We start from the raw sequence: 20029 nt of genomic DNA, 5'->3' as shown, positions 1-20029 counted from the left end.
TAATTTAAGGGGGATTTGTAATGTTTAAAATCGGTATTATCGGTTGCGGAAAGATTTCTCAGGTCAGGCACATCCCGGAATATGCAGATAATGCAGATGCTAAGCTGGAAGGATATTATGACTTAAACAGGGAGAGGGCTGAGAAACTGGCCGCACAGTATGGCGGAAAGGTATTTGATTCTTATGAGGAGCTTCTCGCCGACAAAGAGATCGATGCAGTCAGCGTCTGCGTCGCAAACCATGCCCATGCCCAGATCACAATCGAGGCCCTGAGGGCGGGAAAACACGTGCTCTGTGAAAAACCGATGGCAATGAGCCTGAAGGAATGTGAGGATATGGTCCGCGTGGCAAAGGAGACGGGACGTTTCCTGATGGTGGGCCACAACCAGAGACTCGCAAAGGCCCATGCCGAAGCGCGTAAGCTGATTAAAGAGGGGCTGATTGGGGATATTGTGACCTTTAAAACGAATTTTGCCCATGGCGGTCCGGAGACATGGAGCATTGATCCGGGAAGCAGCGTTTGGTTTTTTGACAAGGAAAAAGCGGTAATGGGCGCCATGGCCGACCTGGGAATCCACAAGACGGATCTGATACAGTATCTGACCGGCTCCAGAGTGGCCGAGGTGATTGGCTTTCTGGGCACTCTCGACAAGAGGGATTCATCCGGCAGGCTGATTGGCGTGGACGACAATGCCATCTGCATTTATAAGATGGAGAGCGGCTGCATCGGCACGATGACGGCGAGCTGGACCTGCTACGGAGCCGAGGACAACTCCACGATTCTCTACGGAACAAAGGGAGTCATGAAGATTTACAGCGATCCGGCCCATTCGATTGTCGTGGAACTCAAGGGCGGAGAGAAAATCTGCTATGACCTGGATAAGATACAGACGAATGACAACCAGACCAAGTCGGGAGTAATCGATCTGTTTATGGAATGCCTGGTGAACAATACGCCTCCCGAGATCAGCGGAGAGGAAGCTCTGTCGGCCATGAAAGCAGTATTTGCCGCCGTGGAAAGCTCTGAGACGGGCAGGAGCGTGAAAGTGAACCAGTAAGAGACGTGATAATGCGATACGGGAGGTAGAATGATGAAACTGGGACTTGTGAGTGCAATTCTGGACTGGATGTCCTTTGAGGAAATGATTGACACGATAAGCGGACTGGGATATGAATGCGTGGAAGTGGCCTGCTGGCCGAACGGCAAGGCGGAGCGCCGCTATGCGGGCGTCAGCCACATCGATGTGGATGAACTGGACGATGCGAAAGCGGAATATATCCTGAATTACTGTAAAGAAAAGAAGGTGGAGATTTCTTCCCTGGCCTTCTATCCGAACACGATGGACGGAGATCTGGAGAAGAGGGCGGCGAATATAGAACACCTGAAAAAAGTAATCCTGGCATCCGAGAAACTGGGAATCGGGATGGTTACCTCCTTTATCGGCCGTGATCAGAATAAAAGCGTCGAAGCAAACATGGAGCTGTTCGGTGAAATCTGGCCGGGACTGATCCGTTTTGCCGAGGAGCACAAGGTGAAGGTGGCAATCGAGAACTGCCCGATGCTGTTCGACGAGACACAGTGGCCGGGAGGACAGAACCTGGCGACGACGCCGGAGATCTGGCGCAGGATGTTTGAGATGATTCCAAGCGATTACTTTGGCCTGAATTACGATCCCAGCCATTTTATATGGCAGATGATGGATTATCTTAAACCGATGTATGAATTTAAGGATAAAATCTTCCATGTGCATTACAAAGACATCAAACTGTACAAAGATAAGCTGGATGAAGTCGGCACAATGGCATATCCGCTTCAGTACATGGCGCCGAAGCTTCCGGGACTGGGAGACGTGGACTGGGCAAAATATGTCAGCGCCCTGAACGATATCGGGTATAAGGGATACACCTGTATTGAAGTGGAGGACAGGAGCTTTGAGGATACACATGAAGATGTGATTAAGAGCCTGGTACTCAGTGAGAGATATATGAGACAATTTGTGATTTAAGGCTGAGACAGTTTACAGTTTAAGATTTACACGGGTTGTGTTCTAAAGTTTGACACTCCGTAATCTGACGCCGTGCGGTTTGTAATACAGGGCTGAGCGGCGGATAATCATACAGGATTCAGAACCAGCAGGGGGCAGGAAACCATTTTATTGGTTTCCTGCCCCCTCCTGTATGCTCCGTCTACCATAATGTATTCCTTTTTACCACCGTCTTTATCTGATGCCGGAAATGCAGATTCCGAAAAAGTCTTTCCGGATTTCTGCCTGGCTGAGTTTGGATTTGGCCAGCAGTTCCTTAAGTTCAGAAACCGTATAGGCGGCATTCAGGGAGGTTACGAAACCGGGCCGCATCTCTTTCGGGCTGGTGCCGAGGTAGATAAATGCTTTTTTCCACAGAGCGGCATCCCTGCGCAGATCGGTGATGCAGTAGCGGCCGCCCGGGCGGAGAACGCGGTGTATTTCATTGAAAATACGCACGGGATCTTCCCACTCGTGCAGGGAGCCGTTGGAAATCACGGCGTCGAAACTTCCGTCGGCAAATGGCATTGCCATTGCATTGGCCCGGACATATTTGGCGTCAATCCGGTACTCGGCGGCATTCTTCTCGGCGAGACGTATCATGGCCGGGCTGATCTCACAGCCGGTCAGGGAGCGCGGGTTCAGCTTTTTGGCCAGTTCCAGCCCTACATATCCCGGGCCGGGGCCGACCTCCAGGATATCGCCGCCCTGAATGCCGGAAGCGATCATGCCGTCGACGCCATTCCAGCCCTTATCGCGCATTCCGCGGGCAAATACGTCAAATACTTTTGTTGTCACTTCATCCTGGATTCCTGAGTTGGTTTCAATGACTCTGGCTTTCGTCATGTTTTTTTTCCTCCTTTATATTGCTGACTGCCTGTTCCGCCCAGCCGATCTCCGCCTGGTAATGCCGGATGTGATGTTCAAAGATAAGGTTGGCCGATATCCGCATATCGTGCGGAAGGAAAGGCAGCGTCTCTTTCTTGTGCTCATCGATCCGGGCCAGAGATGCGTTCAGTTTTCCGATATGCTGTTCCAGTGCGGCCAGAAAATCTCCGCGGTCAATGGAGTCTGAGAAGAAAAGAGCGGAATCCACCTCAAAGGACGGGCGGTAGCTGATATCCAGCGTGCGGTAGAGAAGCTGCTTAAAATGGTCTTTACCGGTTTCGCTGATGTGATAAACCATCTTTTCGGGGCGAGATCCATCTTTGACGCTCTCCGCTTCGATATATCCCGCGGCCTCCATCTTCTCCAGGTGGTAGTAGATGGTTGGGAGCTTGATGTCTGTAAAATCCGCCAATTGTTCGCCGATCAGTTTCTTAATTTGATACCCGTGCTGCGGCCCGAAGCGCAGCAGCATTCCAAGGATGTAAAGCGGGATCATAAAATCACCTCCTGATTTATAATGGTAAATAGTCAGTGCTGACTATAATTATACTCAGCGCTGACTATTTGTCAATCTAATTTTTTAGTATGATAGACATGACCGTTCAGAGGCTGATATCCTAAAAGTGTCCGAAAAGATATAGTAAATACAAATACAGATATATGAAAAACCAATATTATGTTGCTTTGCTTCTATGTTAATCTTATAATTATAGAATTAAAAAAGATATACAAATGGGACAGGAGAAAAAGATGAGAAGTTTTATGATTGCAGTCAATGCGGTAGTGCCGTTTTTAATTTATATCGTATTTGGATACGGGGTGAGACGCAGCGGCCTGGTCGATGAGGGATTTATGAATAAGCTGAACAAGATGATTTTCACGGCTTTTTTCCCGCTTCTGATGTTCAATAATCTTTATAACGTCGATCACGGGCTGGTGTTGAACTGGAAACTTGTTATCACGGCTGTTGTGAGCATCCTGGCGCTTCAGGCCATTCTATTGCTGACGGTTCCGCGCATTGTCGCGGAGGATTCCAGGCGCGGCGTTATTATCCAGGCGATCTACAGAAGTAACTTTGTACTGTTCGGCATCCCCCTTACATCCAATCTCTTTGGAGACCGCGGAGGCGTGCTTGCATCGATGATGGTAGCCATTGTCATTCCCATCTACAATGTAACGGCGGTTATTATTCTGGAAATGTTCCACGGAGGAAGGGTAAAGCCGTCGGTGCTGATGAAAAATGTGTGTACTAACCCGCTGATTATGGGCGCAATGACCGGACTGGTTTTCTATCTTCTGAACATCAAACTCCCGGCCAGCGTGGAGACGCCTATTGCCCAGTTTGCCGCGCTGAGTACTCCGCTGGCTCTGTTTGTACTGGGAGGAACCCTGCATTTTTCGGCTATCCGAAACAATCTGAAGTATGTTGTCCCGTCCATGACGCTGAAACTGCTGGTATTGCCGGCAATTATCACGGTGATCGCCACTGCGCTCGGGTTTAACAACCTGGAACGCTTTATTCTCTTTGAGCTGTATGCGACGCCGGTGGCTACGGCATCCTACTCCATGGCCCAGAACATGGGAGGAGACGGGGAACTGGCAGGGCAGTTTGTCGTACTCAGTACGGCGGCGTCGGTTGTGACTATCTTTTTATGGGTATTTTTATTCACCGGTATCGGATTTATCGGATAGAAGATTTATTGGATCAAAACAGTACATCGCACGGGGAAGGAGGCAGACGGACATGGGCAGCGCGGACAAACAGACGGGAAGGACTACTCTGTACGGCCGGATTGCGGAGGAGCTGTACGGAAGAATAGAATGCGGGGAATTAAAGCCCGGCGGCAGGCTGCCGTCGGAAGCGGTCCTGGCAAAGGAGAAGGGCGTTTCCGTGGGCACGGTCAAAAAAGCCTACGATACCCTGAAAAAACGTGGCTGCATCTATAAGGTCAGGGGCGGAGGTGCCTACGTCCAGAGGGAGGAGGGCAGGGAAATCAAGAGAACGCCACAGGAACTGGTGGACAGGACGGTCGAAGCGGCTGCATCAATGGGAATCCCGATGAACAGGATGTTCCTCCTTCTGCGCGGCCAGCTGGAACAGGCCTTCGGCGGGGACAGGCAGATTAAGGTGGCCCTGGTGGACTGCAATGCGGAAACACTCCACCATGTCATGCTGGATTTAAAGAAAAAAACGGGGCTGGAAGTGGAACCCTATTTGTTAAACGACCTCTTTTCCGGGGAAAGCGTAATAAGCCCCCAGTGCGTTCTGACGCTGGTGGCCGAGAAACACTACAATGATTTTGTCCGGTATGCCGATTCCATGCACCTGTGGACGGATAAAGTGGCTCTCCGGGAAAGCCGCAAAACCATCTCAAGGCTCACCGTCCTTCCGGACTGGCAGGATATCTGCATTCTGTACCGGTCGAGGGAATTCCTGGATTCGGTTAAGTATACGCTGAAGATTCTCGGGAAAAAGGGGCGCCTGGTCTGTGTAAATGAACAGCAGATCGGAATAAATCAGGAGAGGCTCACGAAAGAGCCTGTTTCTTTTATCATTCCTCCCGATTATACGGATTACAGCAGCAATCTTGCATTGCAGCTGATAGAGAGGGCAAAGAAAATGGGGTGCGTCATCGTGCCCTTTGAATTTGAGATTGACAGCGGTTCCCTGTTTCATTTAAAACAGGTCTTTGAGCAGATAGAGGAAAACGGGCATGGGGAGGGGATATAGATGCCGGAGATAGAATTTCGTCCGGGAACTCCGGTCTACCGTCAGATAGCCGACTGGATAGCCGGGCAGATCGAAAGCGGCGCCATAAAGGAAGGGGAACGCCTTCCGACGGAGAGAAAGCTTTGTGAGGAGTTATCGGTATCCAGGGATACCGTAAAACGGGCGTATGAGGCCCTGGAAGGACCGGGGTTTATCAGAACGGTCCAGGGAAGCGGAAGCTATGCCTGCAGGCCGGACTTTTCGAGTGAGCGTAAAAAGGTGGAGAAGATGCTCAGGGAGGCCATCTACGAGCTGAACGGTTCGGGCCTTACCTGGCATGAAATAGAAAATCTGTTTCTGGAGCGGATTTGGAGCCGTCTTCCGGAACGTGAGAAGGTCAGAATAGCCTGGGTGGACTGCAGCCAGGAGATTCTTAAGGCATGTGCATCGGAGCTGGCCGCTTCCTGCAATGCGAAGGTAATACCGGTGCTGCTGGATGATGTGCGCGAGGATGCAGGCATTTTGATAAATGGCGGATACGACATGGCAGTGACCACAATTAACCATGTGGACGACGTAAAACGCCTTGTCAAAAAGAAAAATGGGGGAAAGCTGCCCTTTGAAGTGGAGATGGTGGTTATGTCCCCAAACCGTATGACTATCAGCCGGGTCGCGAGAATCGGCAGGGAGCAGAGGGTGGTCCTGGTCTATCAGGAACAATGGTATCTCTACAGCATGAAACGCTACCTGAAAGAGCTGGGATTGAAAGGCAGGGGAGAATATATCCCAATCGACAGGGCGTTTAAGTATCTGGAGGGCGCCGGGGAAAATACCGTGGTGATCATGCCCCAGGATCTGGAGTTTATGGAGGGCCTTCCGGGAAAGCTTCTGCAGTACTGCGAAGAGCATAAGCTGGACTGTTTCCAGTTCTGCCAGGCCATAGACGAGGGATCCCTGATGCATCTAAAGAGAAAAATCCAGGAATTCTGGATTCGGAAATAAATGGAAAAACGTCCGGAACATCCGCTGACCGTTGCAGCTGCAGTAAAAAACTCTGTTCACTTGCGAATCAAAATTTCTTGTTCTGATAATCATACCATGATATAATGGACAATGGCGGTAACGGACATTACCGCCGGTTTTCCGGGAGATATTATGAATGCGAATTACCGGAAAAGAGAGGAAATAAGATGAAGAAACGGCTGAATCGGGGGAGCATCGCGGCGGGGGTTCTGGCAGCCGGAATTTTGGCTGGATGTTCCCAAATACAGGAACAGAATATCGTTTACAATTATACCCAGAAGGAAGAGCAGCCACAGACGAATCTGACCTTTTTCGGCTATAAATATGAAGCGCTCAATGTCATGGTGATTGAAGACGCACTTCACGGTTTTATGGATGAGTACCCTGACATCTCCATTACCTATGACGGCATTAAAGGGTCGGATTACTATGAGGTGTTGAATAAGAGAATTGCTACCGGGAACGGAGACGATATTATTATGGTTGATCATGAGCGCGTCCTGGAATTGGGGGAACAGGGGAAGCTTGCGGATCTCTCCGGTATCTCCACGCTGGACAATTTCAGCGATTTGGCATTGAGTCAGATAGATGCGGGCGGAGAAGTATACTATCTGCCTACCTCTATATCGGCTTTTGGCCTGTATTGCAATCTGGATCTATTAAAAGAACATAACCGGGAGATTCCCGGGAATATAGCGGAATTCGAGGCTGTGTGCGATTACTTTGTTTCACAGGGGATTACCCCGATTATCGCGAACAACGATATCTCGCTGAAGACGGCGGCAATTGCGAAGGCAATGTTTCCTGTTTATCAGCGGGGGGATGTTGTGACGGAACTGAAACGCTATAACAGCGGTGACGCAGATTTGGCGGAGGCGTTCCGGCCCGGTTTTGAGCTGGTGGAACAGATGTTGGAACGCGGTTTTGTTAATCGGGAAGAGACCCTGAATACCACAAAAACAAAAGACGACCTCGTCCTGTTTGCAAGGGGAGAGAATCCTTTTATGCTGACCGGCGCCTGGGCGGTACCCAGGGTGCGTGATTTGAATCCCGGCTTTGATTTTATAGTGACGCCCTATCCGATTATGGAGGATGGAAGCGCTCTGGTGATTAATACCGACACGCGCATCAGCATCAATGCAGACAGTCCGCATCAGGAGGAAGCGAAAAAATTCGTAGAGTACCTGACGCAGAGCGATGTCATGTGGGAGTTTGTAAACAGTCAGAGCTCCTTCAGTCCCCTGGCGGAGAACAGGCTGGCCGAAGATGAAGCCATACAGTCCATCGGGCCGTATCTCACCAACGGACGCAGTGTGATAGGCTCTGACGACAATCTGAATTTCCCGATTTGGGAGATTTCCCGTCAATGTATTGTGGGAATGATTGAAGGAGATAATGCAGACGCCGCCGTATTGCGCATGAAGAAGCTGATGGGTGAGTGGGTGAGCGGCCGGTAGGGGGACACAGCATGAAAATAAAGCAAAAATTGAATATCTTTATTCTTGTAATCCTGTCTGCGGCAGTAGTCCTGATTGGCGGCGTTTACTATATCAACAGCGTGCAGAATGCTCTCTGGAATAAATCGGTGACCGATATCCTGGAAGTGACTACCCAGGGAGGCCATGCACTTGATACATATATAGAGAAAGACAGAGAGATGCTCCACTGGCTGGCTACGGAGCTTTCTGTGGAAGATTCGCGGGATGAGGAAACGCTGCAGAACATAATAGGACTGTCCGGCGCCGGCGGGGGGGCTTATTTATGCGTAAATCTGGAAAACGGTATGGTCTATACGGGAACGGCGGAAGACGCTGTGAAACTGGAGCAGGATCAGCTCGCTCTTCTGCTGAGCATGGAGCCGGTGGGAGTAAGGGAACCATTTCTGGAGGGGCGCACCGGAGTCTGGACGATTGGATATTATGAAGAGTTTAAATGGTCCGACGGAGCCAGGGGGCTTGTACAGAATACAAAACCTCTGTCAGAGATATCGGAGCGCTTTTCTCTGTCGTTCTATGAAGATACGGGCTTCTCATACGTAGTGAACCGTGATGGGGATATCCTGCTCCGCTCACGCCACCGCAACAGCAACAGAACCTTCCGGAATCTTTTCGACATAATCGATTTGCAGGGCAATAATGAGCAGGAGGTAAAGGAGTTTGAGAATTCCCTGAAACAGGGAATGAAGGGTGTGGCCAGGTTTAATTACCAGAAAGAGGAGTACGTCTTCTGCTACGTGCCGATGAAGAATGCCCAGGACTGGTATATTGTGTCGATTATACCGAACCGGGTTATTATGGAGCAGGCGGACCGTATTGTACAGAATTCCCGGCTGTTTTTGGGTCTGCTTCTGGTCAGCGCATTGCTGTTCGGGGCATTTGCCATTCTCTACAGGAATTATACCAACCGGGTGCTTCAGGCAGAAGAAGAGGCGCGCAAGGCGGCGGAGAGCGCCAATCAGGCGAAGAGCCGTTTCCTGTCCAATATGTCCCATGATATCCGAACGCCGATGAATGCGATTATCGGTATGACTGAAATCGCCGCGGCACACCTGGATGATAAAGACCGGGTGAGAGACAGCCTGGAGAAAATACGCATATCAGGACGCCTGCTGGTTGGGCTGATCAATGATATCCTGGACATGTCGAAAATCGAGAGCGGAAAGATGACACTGAGTAACCGGGATTTTTCGATGGCGGAGTTTTTGACTAATATAGTTAACATAATATATCCGATGAGCTGTGATAAGGCTCAGACCTTCCGGTTCCGCGTGCATGGGCTGCGCCATGAGATGATTTGTTCCGACTCTCTCAGGCTCAACCAGATTCTGATCAACATTTTGAGCAATGCATTAAAATTCACGCCAAAAGGCGGGACGATAAACGTCGATGTGACAGAACTGGATTCCGATCAGGCGGGCTGCACCCACTTCCGGTTCCGTGTAGCTGATACGGGAATCGGAATGAGGCAGGACTTTATGGAAAATCTCTTCACCGCATTTACCAGGGAACGTGATCAACGTGTGGAGAAAATCGAGGGAAGCGGCCTTGGGATGGCAATCACTAAGATGATTGTAGACATGATGGAGGGGAAGATATCGGTCGAGAGTGAGCCGGGGATTGGTACGACGTTTACGGTTGACCTCGAGCTTTCCCCTGCCCGGGAGGAGGCGCAGGACAGAACCCTGCCTCCGGTGCGTGTCCTGATTGTCGGAAGTGATAAAGAGGCCTGCATCTCTGCAGCGGAATTGTTAAAGGACATGGGAGCGTCTGCCGATACGGCTGAGGATGGAATGTGTGCCGCAGAGATGATTTACAATGCCCGCAGAGAGGGAAATGCTTATGGAATGGCAATGATCGACTGGGATACGGAAGCTGCGGGAGGAGCGGCTTCCGTCCATCTGATTAAGGAGCGGCTGGGGGCGGATGCTCCGGTTCTATGCGCCGCTTCATACGGCTGGTCCAATATCGAGGCCGATGCCGTGGCGGCAGGGGTGGACGGCTTTGTGCAGAAACCATTCTTCCGATCCTCGCTTTATGGCAGTATTATGCGGTATGTATTCGAGGAGCGGTCCGGAGCGAATGAACAGACGGGCGCGGCGGATCTTTCGGGAAGAAGAATTCTGCTGGTGGAGGATAATGAGCTCAACCGGGAAATTGCCGCGGACATTCTGGCCATGTCGGGAGCTGCGGTCGATACCGCATGTAACGGCAGAGAGGGCGTCGAGGCGTTCGCCGGTTCTCAGCCGGGATATTATGATTTGATTCTTATGGATATCCAGATGCCGGTGATGAACGGATACGAGGCGGCCCGGTGCATCCGGAATATGGAGCGGCCCGACGCAGGGACCATACCCGTCTTTGCAATGACGGCCGACGCATTTGCTGAGGATATTGAGGAGGCGGAGCATTCCGGCATGAACGGGCATCTGGCCAAGCCGCTGGACATCCCGGCTATGATGCGTGAGATTGGCAGGTATATTGGGAAAAAATAGAGAAACCGTAAGTAAAATAGTAAAATTGATATGCCTTTTGGGAGGCCATGAGCAAAAATGAGATATAGTTTGCCCATGGCCTCCTTTTTTGACGGCGGCGGACAGGACGTTCCAGGCAAGGTGGTATGTATTAATATTGTAAAATGGTATGTACTGATATGGCTGAGCTGAGAAAAGATATACAAAATGCATAAAAATAAAAGCGAAAAAGATAAAATACAATGAAAAAATTAGTGCATATTGTAAAAAAACTTACAAAATAGTATAATTAAATCAAATCAATTCCATCAAACTGCGCGCATTTGGATTTGAGAAAATAATTAATACATACCAATTTAAACCCGGGCTCAGAATTGCCTGCGGTAATTCTTTAAGGAGAAGAGAAATGAACAAGTATTATCCTAATTTGTGGAGTCCCGTTAATATAGGCGGCCTGACCGTGAAAAACAGGATCGAGGCTGCTCCGGTGGGAATGTCGGATCTGACGCCGGAGGGTTATCTGACACCGTTAAACATAGCAGCCTATGAGGTAAAAGCCAGAGGCGGAGCCGGAATCGTAACCCTGGGCGAGAGCAGTGTACATACAAAGACGGGAAAGGCCCACGGGAGAATGATTCCGCTCGACGACCAGGAGATTCTTCCCTATTTGATCCAGTGTACGGATGCAATCCACCGTCACGGAGCCTTTGCCAATATAGAACTGCTGCATCCAGGCAGAAGGGCCAATCCCCTGTATTACGACGGAGTGACCTGGGGACCGTCGGACGGAGTGGGAGTGGCGGGGCAGCCGGTGAAGGCAATGTCCCGGGAACTGATAGAGGAAGTTGTATCTGCATATGGCGATGCGGCGGAGATGGCAAAGCTGGGCGGCTGCGATATGGTTATGGTACATATGGGGCATGGATGGCTGGTACATCAGTTTATGTCTCCGCTCAACAACCAGAGGACGGATGAGTTTGGCGGCAGCCTTGAAAACCGCTGCAGGCTGGCCATGATGATTATCGACGACATCAAGAAGAAATGCGGTGAAAACTTCCCGATTGATTTAAGGATCAGCGGCTCCGAGCTGACGGAGGGCGGTTTCGATCTGGAAGATATGAAACAGTTTGCAAGATGGGTGGACGGTAAGGTGGCCCTGATCAATGTGTCGGACGGAACCTTCCACGTGCCGTCCACAAACACCACGATGGTGCCGTCCATGTTCCTGCCCCACGGGTGTAACGTCTATCTGGCGGAGGCCATCAAACAGGTTGTGACAAAGACAAAGGTATCGGCCCTGGGCGGAATCGGGGATCCCGATATGATGGAGGCAATTATCGCAGACGGAAAAGCCGATATGGTTACGGTAGGACGCGCCCTGATAGCGGATCCCGACCTGCCGGTTAAAGCCAGGGACGGAAGAGCCTCCGATATCACCCCGTGCCAGAGATGCATCGTCTGCATGAGCGGTTCCTTTGTCCCCTATGTGAAGTATGCCACCAGGGCGGCAAAATGTACGGTGAACCCACAGATTGGAAAAGAACTGGAAGCGTTCAATCCTCCGGTTACGGCCGGAAGGAAAAAAGTCCTGATTGTGGGAGGCGGTCCTGCCGGAATGGAAGCGGCCGTCCGGGCCTGCGACAGAGGCCATCAGGTGATTCTCTGTGAGAAGACGGACAGCCTCGGCGGAGCCATCAAGTATGCAAAGCACGTATCCTTCAAACAGGATCTCGACAAATATATGCATGTGATGGAACAGAGGGTTCTGGATCGGAAAGAGATTACCCTCCTGTTAAATACCGAGATGACGCCTGAGTGGGCGGAGGAGATAAAGCCCGACGTACTGATTATGGCGATCGGAGCCGAGGCGGTAATCCCGCCGATTCCTGGAATCGATGGGAAAAATGTGGTTCCGGCCGTGGGAATGTATGAAAACCATGCGGTAATCGGTAAAAAAGTCGTGGTCATCGGCGGCGGACTGATTGGCTGCGAAGAGGCGCTGGAGCTTTCCAAACACGGCCATGAGGTGACGGTACTGGAAATGCGTGAAAATGTGGCGATCGACTGCGCCTACCTTCATCGGGAAGCGCTTCTTCTGGAACTGGAAAAACAGAAGGAACATGTGAAACTGCTCTGCAACATCAGTTGTTCCGAGATCAGGGAAGACGGAGTGACGGCAGTGACAAAAGATGGAGAGCAGCAGTTGTTTGAGGCGGATACGGTACTGGTTGCGGCAGGCATGAGGCCTCTGTCGGCGGAAGTAGAGCGGTTCAGGTTCTGCGCTCCCGATTTTCAGGTTATAGGCGACTGTTACAGGCCGAGGCGAGTGCTGGAAGCAGCCAGAATGGGGTACGACGCGGCCATGCATCTGTAGGAGGGTACGGAGATGGAATTTGGAGAGGTTTGCAGAAAATATGAGGAATATGTAATTGGGATGAGGCGCGATTTTCACCGCCATCCGGAGTTGTCCAAACAGGAAGGCAGAACGTCTGAGACAGTCCGAAAGGAGCTGGAACGCATGGGAATTCCCTATGTGACAGTGGACGGATATAACGTGATTGGAACGGTGGGCAAAGGAAGGTCGGGAAAGACACTGGCCATCCGGGCCGATATGGACGCGCTGATGGTGACGGAAAAGACGGATCTGCCTTTTAATTCCGAGAATGAAGGCGTGATGCACGCCTGCGGCCATGACGGACACACGGCTATGCTGCTGGGCGCCGCCGCAGTACTGAAGGAGTATGAGGGAGAGATAGACGGTTCCGTAAAACTGTGTTTTCAGACGGCCGAGGAGGAGAACAGCGGAGCACAGCAAATCGTGGCATATCTGAAGGAGAACGGAGGAGTGGATCAGGCAATCGGCCTCCACATCTGGCCGAATGTACCGGTGGGGCAGATTGTCCTGATGCCGGACCGGTGTATGGCCGGCTGTATCGGGTATCATGTGGATCTGCTCGGCGAGGGCGGCCACGGTTCCAGGCCGGATCTGGTGAGGGATCCGGTGAAGGCGGCCTGTGATCTCGTTCTCAAATTTGCATCAATACCGGGAAATTATTATGACATTACGGATCCGTGCGTCGTATCGACCGGTTACGTGAACGCCGGAACCTACAGCAATGTATTTCCGTCATCAGCCTATATTGAAGGTTCCTGCCGTTACTTTAAGGTCGGCGGGGAAGTACAGATTATCGAAAAAATGCAGATGATGGTGGACGGCGTGTCAAAGGCATACGGTGTGGAAGGAAAGATGAACATCTGGCCTCCCTACTCACCGGTTGTAAATACACCGGAGCTGGTCGGCCGGGCTGGAAAGACGGTGGACGAGGTGGAAGGGCTTGAAGTGAAAAAGACGGCCGATTTGATTATGGCATCGGAGAACTTCAGCGAATTTCTGAAAGAATTCCCGGGATTTTTTGCGATTCTGGGAGGGGGGAACGAGGCTGCGGGCAAGTGTTACGAGCTGCACAGCGACAAATTCGACTTTGATGAGGATGCGCTGAGAATGGGATATGAGTTCATGGCCCGCTACGCTTATGAGTACGTGAAGAGATAAGGATGGAGGTATTAGTATGGAAAATCAGGCGACTGAAAACAACGGCAAACTGAAGGGCGTACTGGCAAAGGTGGAGTACTGGGGAAACAAGATGCCCCATCCCCTTCTCCTGTTCACCTACCTGCTTGGAATCGTATTTGTACTGTCATTTATCATGTCCAATCTGGGCATCACGACGGTGCATCCCTCCACAGGGGAAACGATCAGTGTAATCAATATGCTCAGCATCGAGGGGCTGATTGATTTCATGAAAAACTTTGTATCTAATTTCCAGGGATTCGCAGTTCTGGGAATCTGTCTGACCATCGGTGTTGTGACCGGCCTGTGCGACAATACGGGATTTTTTACAAGTGCAATCCAGATGTCGCTCGGCAATGTAAAGGGCAACATCGTAGTCTTTGTAATCGCAATCATCGCATGTATTGCCAACCAGACGAGTGAGGCGGCATTTGTACTGATTCCGGCCATTGCGGGCGCCATCTTCTACGGCATGGGAAGGCATCCCCTGGCGGGCGTATTCCTGGGTTATGCATCGGCCTGTTCCGGATTTTCAACCTCAATTCTTCCGGGTTCCGCCGAGGTGTTCCTCACACCGCTGATTAACGAATCGGCGCACATGATCGACGAGAGCTATAATATGTCCATCCTGGGAAGCTATTTCTTCCTGTTTGTATCCGCGTTCCTGGTGGCCGGAGTGGCGACCTTCGTGACTGTAAAGATCGTGGAACCGAGACTCGGAACCTACAGCCAGCCTGGAATGGAGGTGAAAACCACCGATCTGACGGACGTCCAGAAATCCGCCACGAAAAAAGCAGGGATCGCCGTTCTGGTTTATCTCGTCATCCTGATTGGAATCTGCATCCCGAAGAGCAGTTTCCTGAGAGGAGCGGGCGGCTCCCTGATCGACGGCGCGCCGCTGATGGACTGCCTTGTATTCTTCCTTCTGCTTCTGTTCTTCATCCCGGGCATTGTCTACGGAAAGGCAACCGGGCAGATTAAGAAGGCGGGCGACGCGGCCAACTTCCTCTACGACGGAGTAAAACCGTTTGCACCGTTTATTGTAAATGCAATGATTATCGCGCAGTTCCTGAAAATCTTCGACAAGAGCAACATCGGAAAGGTAATCGCCATCAACGGAGGCCAGTGGCTGAAGACGCTCCCGCTTCCGTCCTGGATGATTGCAATCGCATTCCTTCTTTTGATTGCCCTTATTAACCTGATGATTGCCAGCGTTACGACAAAGTATCTAATTTTCGGGCCGATTTTCATCCCGATGCTGATGCAGATTGGCATGAACCCGGCATTCACGATCGCCGTTTACCGTCTCGGCGACTGTGTAACCAACAACCTGACTCCGATGATGCCCGCCTTTATCATTCTCCTCGGCACCTGCCAGAAGTATGATAAGAAATGCGGCATGGGAACCATATTCTCCAATATGCTGCCCTACACAATCGGACTGTTCCTCATTTTCGTGGTTCAGATCGTGCTTTGGGTCGTATTAAATCTTCCGGTCGGCGTTGGAACCGGTGTTTGGCTGTAAGGAATAATTAAAAAATCAGGCCGTGAACGACAGGGCAAGTTGAGCGTTCACAGCCTGATTTTCTGATCTGCGGGCGGATTCCTTTTAGAACGGACCGAAGCCGGTAACGGTGGCATAGGTCAGGAATACAAAGGCGGCAACCCACCAGAGGGCAAGCAGCGGGAGCATGAATTTTAACCACTTGTTATACGGTACGCCTGCAATTGCAAGGCAGGACATGGTCATGCCGCTGGCCGGGGTGATTGGGTTTGTAAAGGCGTCGCCGAACTGGAATGCCAGGACGGCCGTCTGTCTCGTAACACCTACCAGATCCGCAAGAGGGGCCATGATCGGCATCGTGATTGCAGCCTGGCCGGAACCGGACGGAACGATGATGTTAAAGATATCCTGTACCACAAACATGCCGAAGGCGGTAAATGTGGACGGCACCTTATTCAGTACGCTTGCAAGCGCATGGATGATGGTATCCATGATGTTGGCGTCGGTCATGATGATGGTCGTGGCCTTGCAGAGACCCACCATAAGGCAGGGGAGCAGCATATTGGAGCAGCCTTTTACAAAGCTGTCGGCAACCTGGGCCGGTTTCAGTCCGCCGATGACGCCTGCGACGATTCCCATAATCAGGAAGAGTGCGGCCAGCTCGTCAATATAAAAGCCGAGTTTCGTGACGCCGATTACCAGACAGACGATGGTGAGCAGGAAAGTGAGGAGCACCAGCTTGTGGCGTCCGGTCAGACTTTCCACCGTATTCACGTCGAGATCCAGGACGCGGTGGCTGTCGTACTCATACATTGGGCTGGACTGCGGATTTTTCTTCACTTTCAGTGCATAACGCATCACATAACAGATATTGATAACCAGGAGAACTGCGAAAATCAGCAGGCGGTAGCCGATGCCGGAGAAAATGGGCAGACCCGCGATCCCCTGGGCTACGCCGACGGTAAAGGCGTTGGTACATCCTGCGCCGTAACCCGCGCCGACGGAAGCAAAGATAATCGCTACGGCGGTCATGGAGTCAAATCCCATGGCAAGGCAGATGGTGAGAACCAGGGGCAGGAATGCCAGATATTCCTCGTTGTTGGCTGCAAAAGCAGCGCCGCAGCCGAAGACGATCATACAGACGGGAACCAGAAGAAGTTCCCGGCCCTGCATCTTTCTGACGAGGGCAGCCATGCCCGACTTAATTGCTCCGGTGGCTTCCATAATACCAAAGGCGCCGCCGATGATAAACAGGAAGGAGATAATGCTGCTTCCGCCCTGGATTCCCAGTGTAACCGATTTGAACACGTCAAACAGGCCGATGGGGCTCTGGGCAATGTAATGGAAGGTGCTCGGATCCACTACCATACGCCCGGTGCCGGGATCCTCGATCCGGTCAAACAGGCCGGCCGGTACGAAATAGCTGGCCAGGGCGCTGACAAGGATAATACATGCAATAATAATGATTGGGTTGGGAGCCTTAAAAGCTTTTTGGCCTCCGTCACTTTTTTTGGCAGTGATAGAAGTGGGTTTACTCATGTTTTTCCTCCTTTGTAAATTCATCTGTTTCCATAATAACGGCGGTAATCAGCGCGGTGCGCTCAAAGAGTGAAGCGACCTCGGCGCATTCTGATTTGGTGTGCGCCCCGGTTCCCTTGACGCCGAAGGAGCAGACCGTCGGAGCGCCCGCCAGCGCCAGATATGCCGCATCGGAGTTGCCTCCGAGAAAAGCGCCCTCCATCGGGGTGATTCCAATGTCCTCTGCAACCCGGTTGACGAACCTGAGCAGCGACCGGTTGGCCGGAGTGTCTTCGAAGGCCGGGATGGAGGAGATGAACTCCGCTTCCGTCCGCGTCCCCTCTATGTAAGTTTCACTGCATATATCGAGTATCTTTTTGCGGACCGGTTCCTGATCGCTGATCCGGTTGAAACGGATATCCAGCTCGGCCGTGCACCGGTCGGGAATCGCATTTGATACAACGCCGCCATGGATGACATTGACACTGACCACAACGCCCCTGTCGTACTCGGTAAGAGCCTGGAGCTTCGGAATCTTGAGCGCCATCTCGGCAATGGCGTTGCGTCCTTTCAGGAAATCGTTTCCGACGTGGCTGGCGACTCCGTGTACCGTGATATGGCAGTCCATGCCCCCTTTGCGCCCAACGGACAGGGTGTTGTCGGGACGGCCGATTTCCAGGTTCAGGGCGTACAGGGCGCCCTTTGCTTCGTCGAGGAGAATCTGGCCGGTGACGGCACCGGCATGGCCGATTTCTTCATCTCCGCAGAGAATGATCTTGATCGGCCGTTTTTCAAACCCCAGATGATGCAGGGCCTTAATCACATACAGCATAATAACTACGCCGCCCTTCATGTCGATGACGCCCGGGCCGTAGGCGGTGCCATCCTCGATGTAGAATGGGTTTTCCGGAAAACTGCCCTCCGGAAAGACGGTGTCGACATGGCCGCTCATGATAATCGGAGCGCCCGGGCGTTCCGGTCCGTCTTCGGCGACAAGCACATCCGAATTGCCCTTCGTATCAATCAGACGGCACCGGAGTCCCTCGGCCTCAAAACGATCCCGCAGAAAGTGAATCACGCGGTTAACCCGTTCTGTCTCTTTGGAATAGCCTTGCATGTTGACAAGCGTTTTCCACAGTTCAATCATTTCCTCCCGGCGTTCCGCTATAAATTGTTCGACGGCAGGCATATAGCTCTTCAATATAGAATCCCCCTTATAATGTCCGAAAATAAGGCCGAAAATTTTTCTTCCGGGAATTATCAGCATTCCCGCAGTAATCTTGAAAAATCGGCTGTTCCGGATTCGATTTTTGTGATAGGATTATTATAAAAAAAGACAAATGTCCATAAAACTTCCAAAATTTGTCTTAAATTAAAAAGTGAGCGGCGGGGAGGAACGGTATGAAAATTGGTTTTATCGGAACCAGCATCAGAATGGATATTGTAAGAAAAATACTGGCTGAATATTTTCCCGAGGTGGAGGCGGAGATTTATGTGGATGAGGGATATATTTTCTCCTCCAAGACGGCGGATTATCTGGTCAGGATGCGCGAGAATATAGATGGAATGGTGTTTGGCGGTGAACTTCAGTATGAAATCTATCAGGATATTTTTTCGGGGCGCGTACCGTGCACCCATATCAGGAAAGATTCTTCTTCCCTGATCAATGCGCTGTTGTCACTGGCGCAGAAAAAGGTGGACATTACGAAGATCAGCGTGGATAATTTCTCTTATGCCACAATCAGGCAGATTATGGAGGACGCCGGAGTGGAGAAGAACGATATTATCATTCTGCGGCGCCGGGCGTTCCGCAGCAATGAAGAAAAGTACTATGAGGATTTGTTCAGGCAGCATATGGAGCTTTACCGGGCGGGCAAGACGACCGGATGCGCGACGACCCTGAGCTTTGTCTATGACAGGCTCTGCGCGGAGGGGATTCCGGCCACCTATCTGCGGCCCACGACGGACAATATTGTCAAAACCATCAACCGGATCCATGAGCTTTACCGGGAGAAGCTGCAGAAAAAGGACGGAAGGCTGGCCGTTCTGCTGCTCAGGCTGACGCCCAGGGATGAGGTGGCCTACCAGTTTCAGAGCGAATATATCGAGAGCCATGAAAAGCTGAAGGCGGCGGAGGAGATCCATTATTTTGCCAAGAGCGCAGGCGCAACGGTCATCACGCAGTCGGACGATCAGTTCACGATCATCATGAACCGCAGCGCCCTGATGGAATATACCAATGAGCTGCAGGCATTCCCCCTGCTCCACTTTATCAGGGATAACAGTGAGTGCGATTTCAGCCTGGGAATCGGCTTCGGCGATACGCCGGGGGATGCCAGGATGAACGCGGTGATGGCGCTCAAAAAGGCATGCCAGGTCCCGAAGAGCGGAACCTACATTGTCTATAACAATAAATCGGTCACCGGCCCCGTGGAGTTTGTCAGCCAGTCCGGCGGCAGCTCCGTCTGGGAGCGGGAACTCTTTTCCAGCCTGTCAAAATCCACCGGTATTTCCGAGGATAAGATAAGCCGCCTCTATATGATGCTGGAACGCAAGAAAAAGCCGTTCTTTACGGTAAATGAGCTGTCCGCCTACCTGAACATCTCGGTGCGGGCAGCCAACCGCATTGCAAATGCACTGGAAGAGAATGGGCTGGTGAAGGTGGTCGGGCAGACAAACAAGGGGAAAGTGGGACGGCCGGGGAATTTGTATGAGTTTTTGTTTGTGGAGAAAGAGTGAGAAGCGAGTTAGTTACTGTCCACAGGCAGAATCAGAGGGACGGAAGCCGTGATCCGTCCCTCTGATTCTGCCGTGATGGCAT

At 51.5% G+C, this 20029-nt stretch carries 15 protein-coding genes; 11 read left to right on the top strand and 4 right to left on the bottom strand.

From position 1 onward, the window contains the following. Positions 1–20: 20 nt before the first annotated feature. Both V3C10_22535 and V3C10_22530 read left to right on the top strand, forming a co-directional pair. Entirely contained in the window at positions 21–1058 is a 1038-nt protein-coding gene (locus V3C10_22535) for a Gfo/Idh/MocA family oxidoreductase (protein ID WVP62050.1), read from the top strand. 33 nt (positions 1059–1091) lie between these two features. Then, on the top strand, positions 1092–2006 hold the full coding sequence (locus V3C10_22530; GenBank protein ID WVP64687.1) for a sugar phosphate isomerase/epimerase: 915 nt from the start codon (positions 1092–1094) through the stop codon (positions 2004–2006). Positions 2007–2219: 213 nt separating this feature from the next. Here the strand turns inward: V3C10_22530 and V3C10_22525 are convergent, their stop codons facing one another. Then, positions 2220–2870, bottom strand: coding sequence for a methyltransferase domain-containing protein (locus tag V3C10_22525; GenBank protein ID WVP62049.1), 651 nt, complete (start codon positions 2868–2870; stop codon positions 2220–2222). Continuing rightward, complete coding sequence (locus V3C10_22520; GenBank protein ID WVP62048.1) at positions 2848–3408, bottom strand: helix-turn-helix transcriptional regulator; 561 nt, start codon at positions 3406–3408, stop codon at positions 2848–2850. Before V3C10_22520 ends, V3C10_22525 begins: the two co-directional genes overlap by 23 nt. Before the next feature lie 254 nt (positions 3409–3662). Here V3C10_22520 and V3C10_22515 point away from each other — a divergent pair, with 254 nt between their 5' ends. The 8 genes from V3C10_22515 to V3C10_22480 all read left to right on the top strand — a co-directional run bounded on the left by V3C10_22515 (position 3663) and on the right by V3C10_22480 (position 15711). Next, the gene (locus V3C10_22515) at positions 3663–4604 is read left to right on the top strand and encodes an AEC family transporter (protein WVP62047.1); all 942 of its coding nucleotides are present in this window, start codon (positions 3663–3665) and stop codon (positions 4602–4604) included. 52 nt (positions 4605–4656) lie between these two features. Beyond that, a complete protein-coding gene (locus tag V3C10_22510; GenBank protein WVP62046.1) occupies positions 4657–5643 on the top strand; it encodes a winged helix-turn-helix domain-containing protein in 987 nt (328 codons plus the stop codon). Continuing rightward, on the top strand, positions 5644–6624 hold the full coding sequence (locus V3C10_22505) for a GntR family transcriptional regulator (GenBank protein ID WVP62045.1): 981 nt from the start codon (positions 5644–5646) through the stop codon (positions 6622–6624). A gap of 188 nt (positions 6625–6812) precedes the next feature. Next, positions 6813–8102, top strand: a complete 1290-nt coding sequence (locus V3C10_22500; GenBank protein WVP62044.1) for an extracellular solute-binding protein — start codon at positions 6813–6815, stop codon at positions 8100–8102. Positions 8103–8113: 11 nt separating this feature from the next. Then, entirely contained in the window at positions 8114–10636 is a 2523-nt protein-coding gene (locus V3C10_22495; protein ID WVP62043.1) for a response regulator, read from the top strand. Between the two features lie 385 nt (positions 10637–11021). Beyond that, entirely contained in the window at positions 11022–12989 is a 1968-nt protein-coding gene (locus V3C10_22490) for an FAD-dependent oxidoreductase (GenBank protein ID WVP62042.1), read from the top strand. Between the two features lie 12 nt (positions 12990–13001). Further along, positions 13002–14168, top strand: a complete 1167-nt coding sequence (locus V3C10_22485) for a M20 family metallopeptidase (protein WVP62041.1) — start codon at positions 13002–13004, stop codon at positions 14166–14168. Between the two features lie 16 nt (positions 14169–14184). Continuing rightward, entirely contained in the window at positions 14185–15711 is a 1527-nt protein-coding gene (locus tag V3C10_22480; protein ID WVP62040.1) for an AbgT family transporter, read from the top strand. Positions 15712–15795: 84 nt separating this feature from the next. Here V3C10_22480 and V3C10_22475 read toward each other — a convergent pair whose 3' ends face one another. Together V3C10_22475 and V3C10_22470 are read right to left on the bottom strand one after the other, a co-directional pair. Then, on the bottom strand, positions 15796–17229 hold the full coding sequence (locus V3C10_22475) for an AbgT family transporter (GenBank protein ID WVP62039.1): 1434 nt from the start codon (positions 17227–17229) through the stop codon (positions 15796–15798). After that, on the bottom strand, positions 17222–18409 hold the full coding sequence (locus V3C10_22470; protein ID WVP62038.1) for a M20 family metallopeptidase: 1188 nt from the start codon (positions 18407–18409) through the stop codon (positions 17222–17224). The genes V3C10_22475 and V3C10_22470 overlap by 8 nt, the downstream gene beginning before the upstream one ends. Positions 18410–18609: 200 nt before the next feature. On the opposite strand from V3C10_22470, the gene V3C10_22465 reads away from it, so the two are divergent. Next, positions 18610–19947 carry an HTH domain-containing protein gene (locus V3C10_22465; GenBank protein ID WVP62037.1) on the top strand — a complete coding sequence of 446 codons (1338 nt, stop codon included), beginning with the start codon at positions 18610–18612 and terminating at the stop codon, positions 19945–19947. Positions 19948–20029 lie beyond the last annotated feature (82 nt).

Origin of the sequence: [Clostridium] symbiosum (genome assembly GCA_036419695.1) — a bacterium.
Classification (GTDB): Bacteria; Bacillota; Clostridia; order Lachnospirales; family Lachnospiraceae; genus Otoolea; species Otoolea symbiosa_A.
The sequence above is the reverse complement of the archived record's forward strand: the minus strand, read 5'-3'. Positions and strand labels throughout refer to the sequence as shown.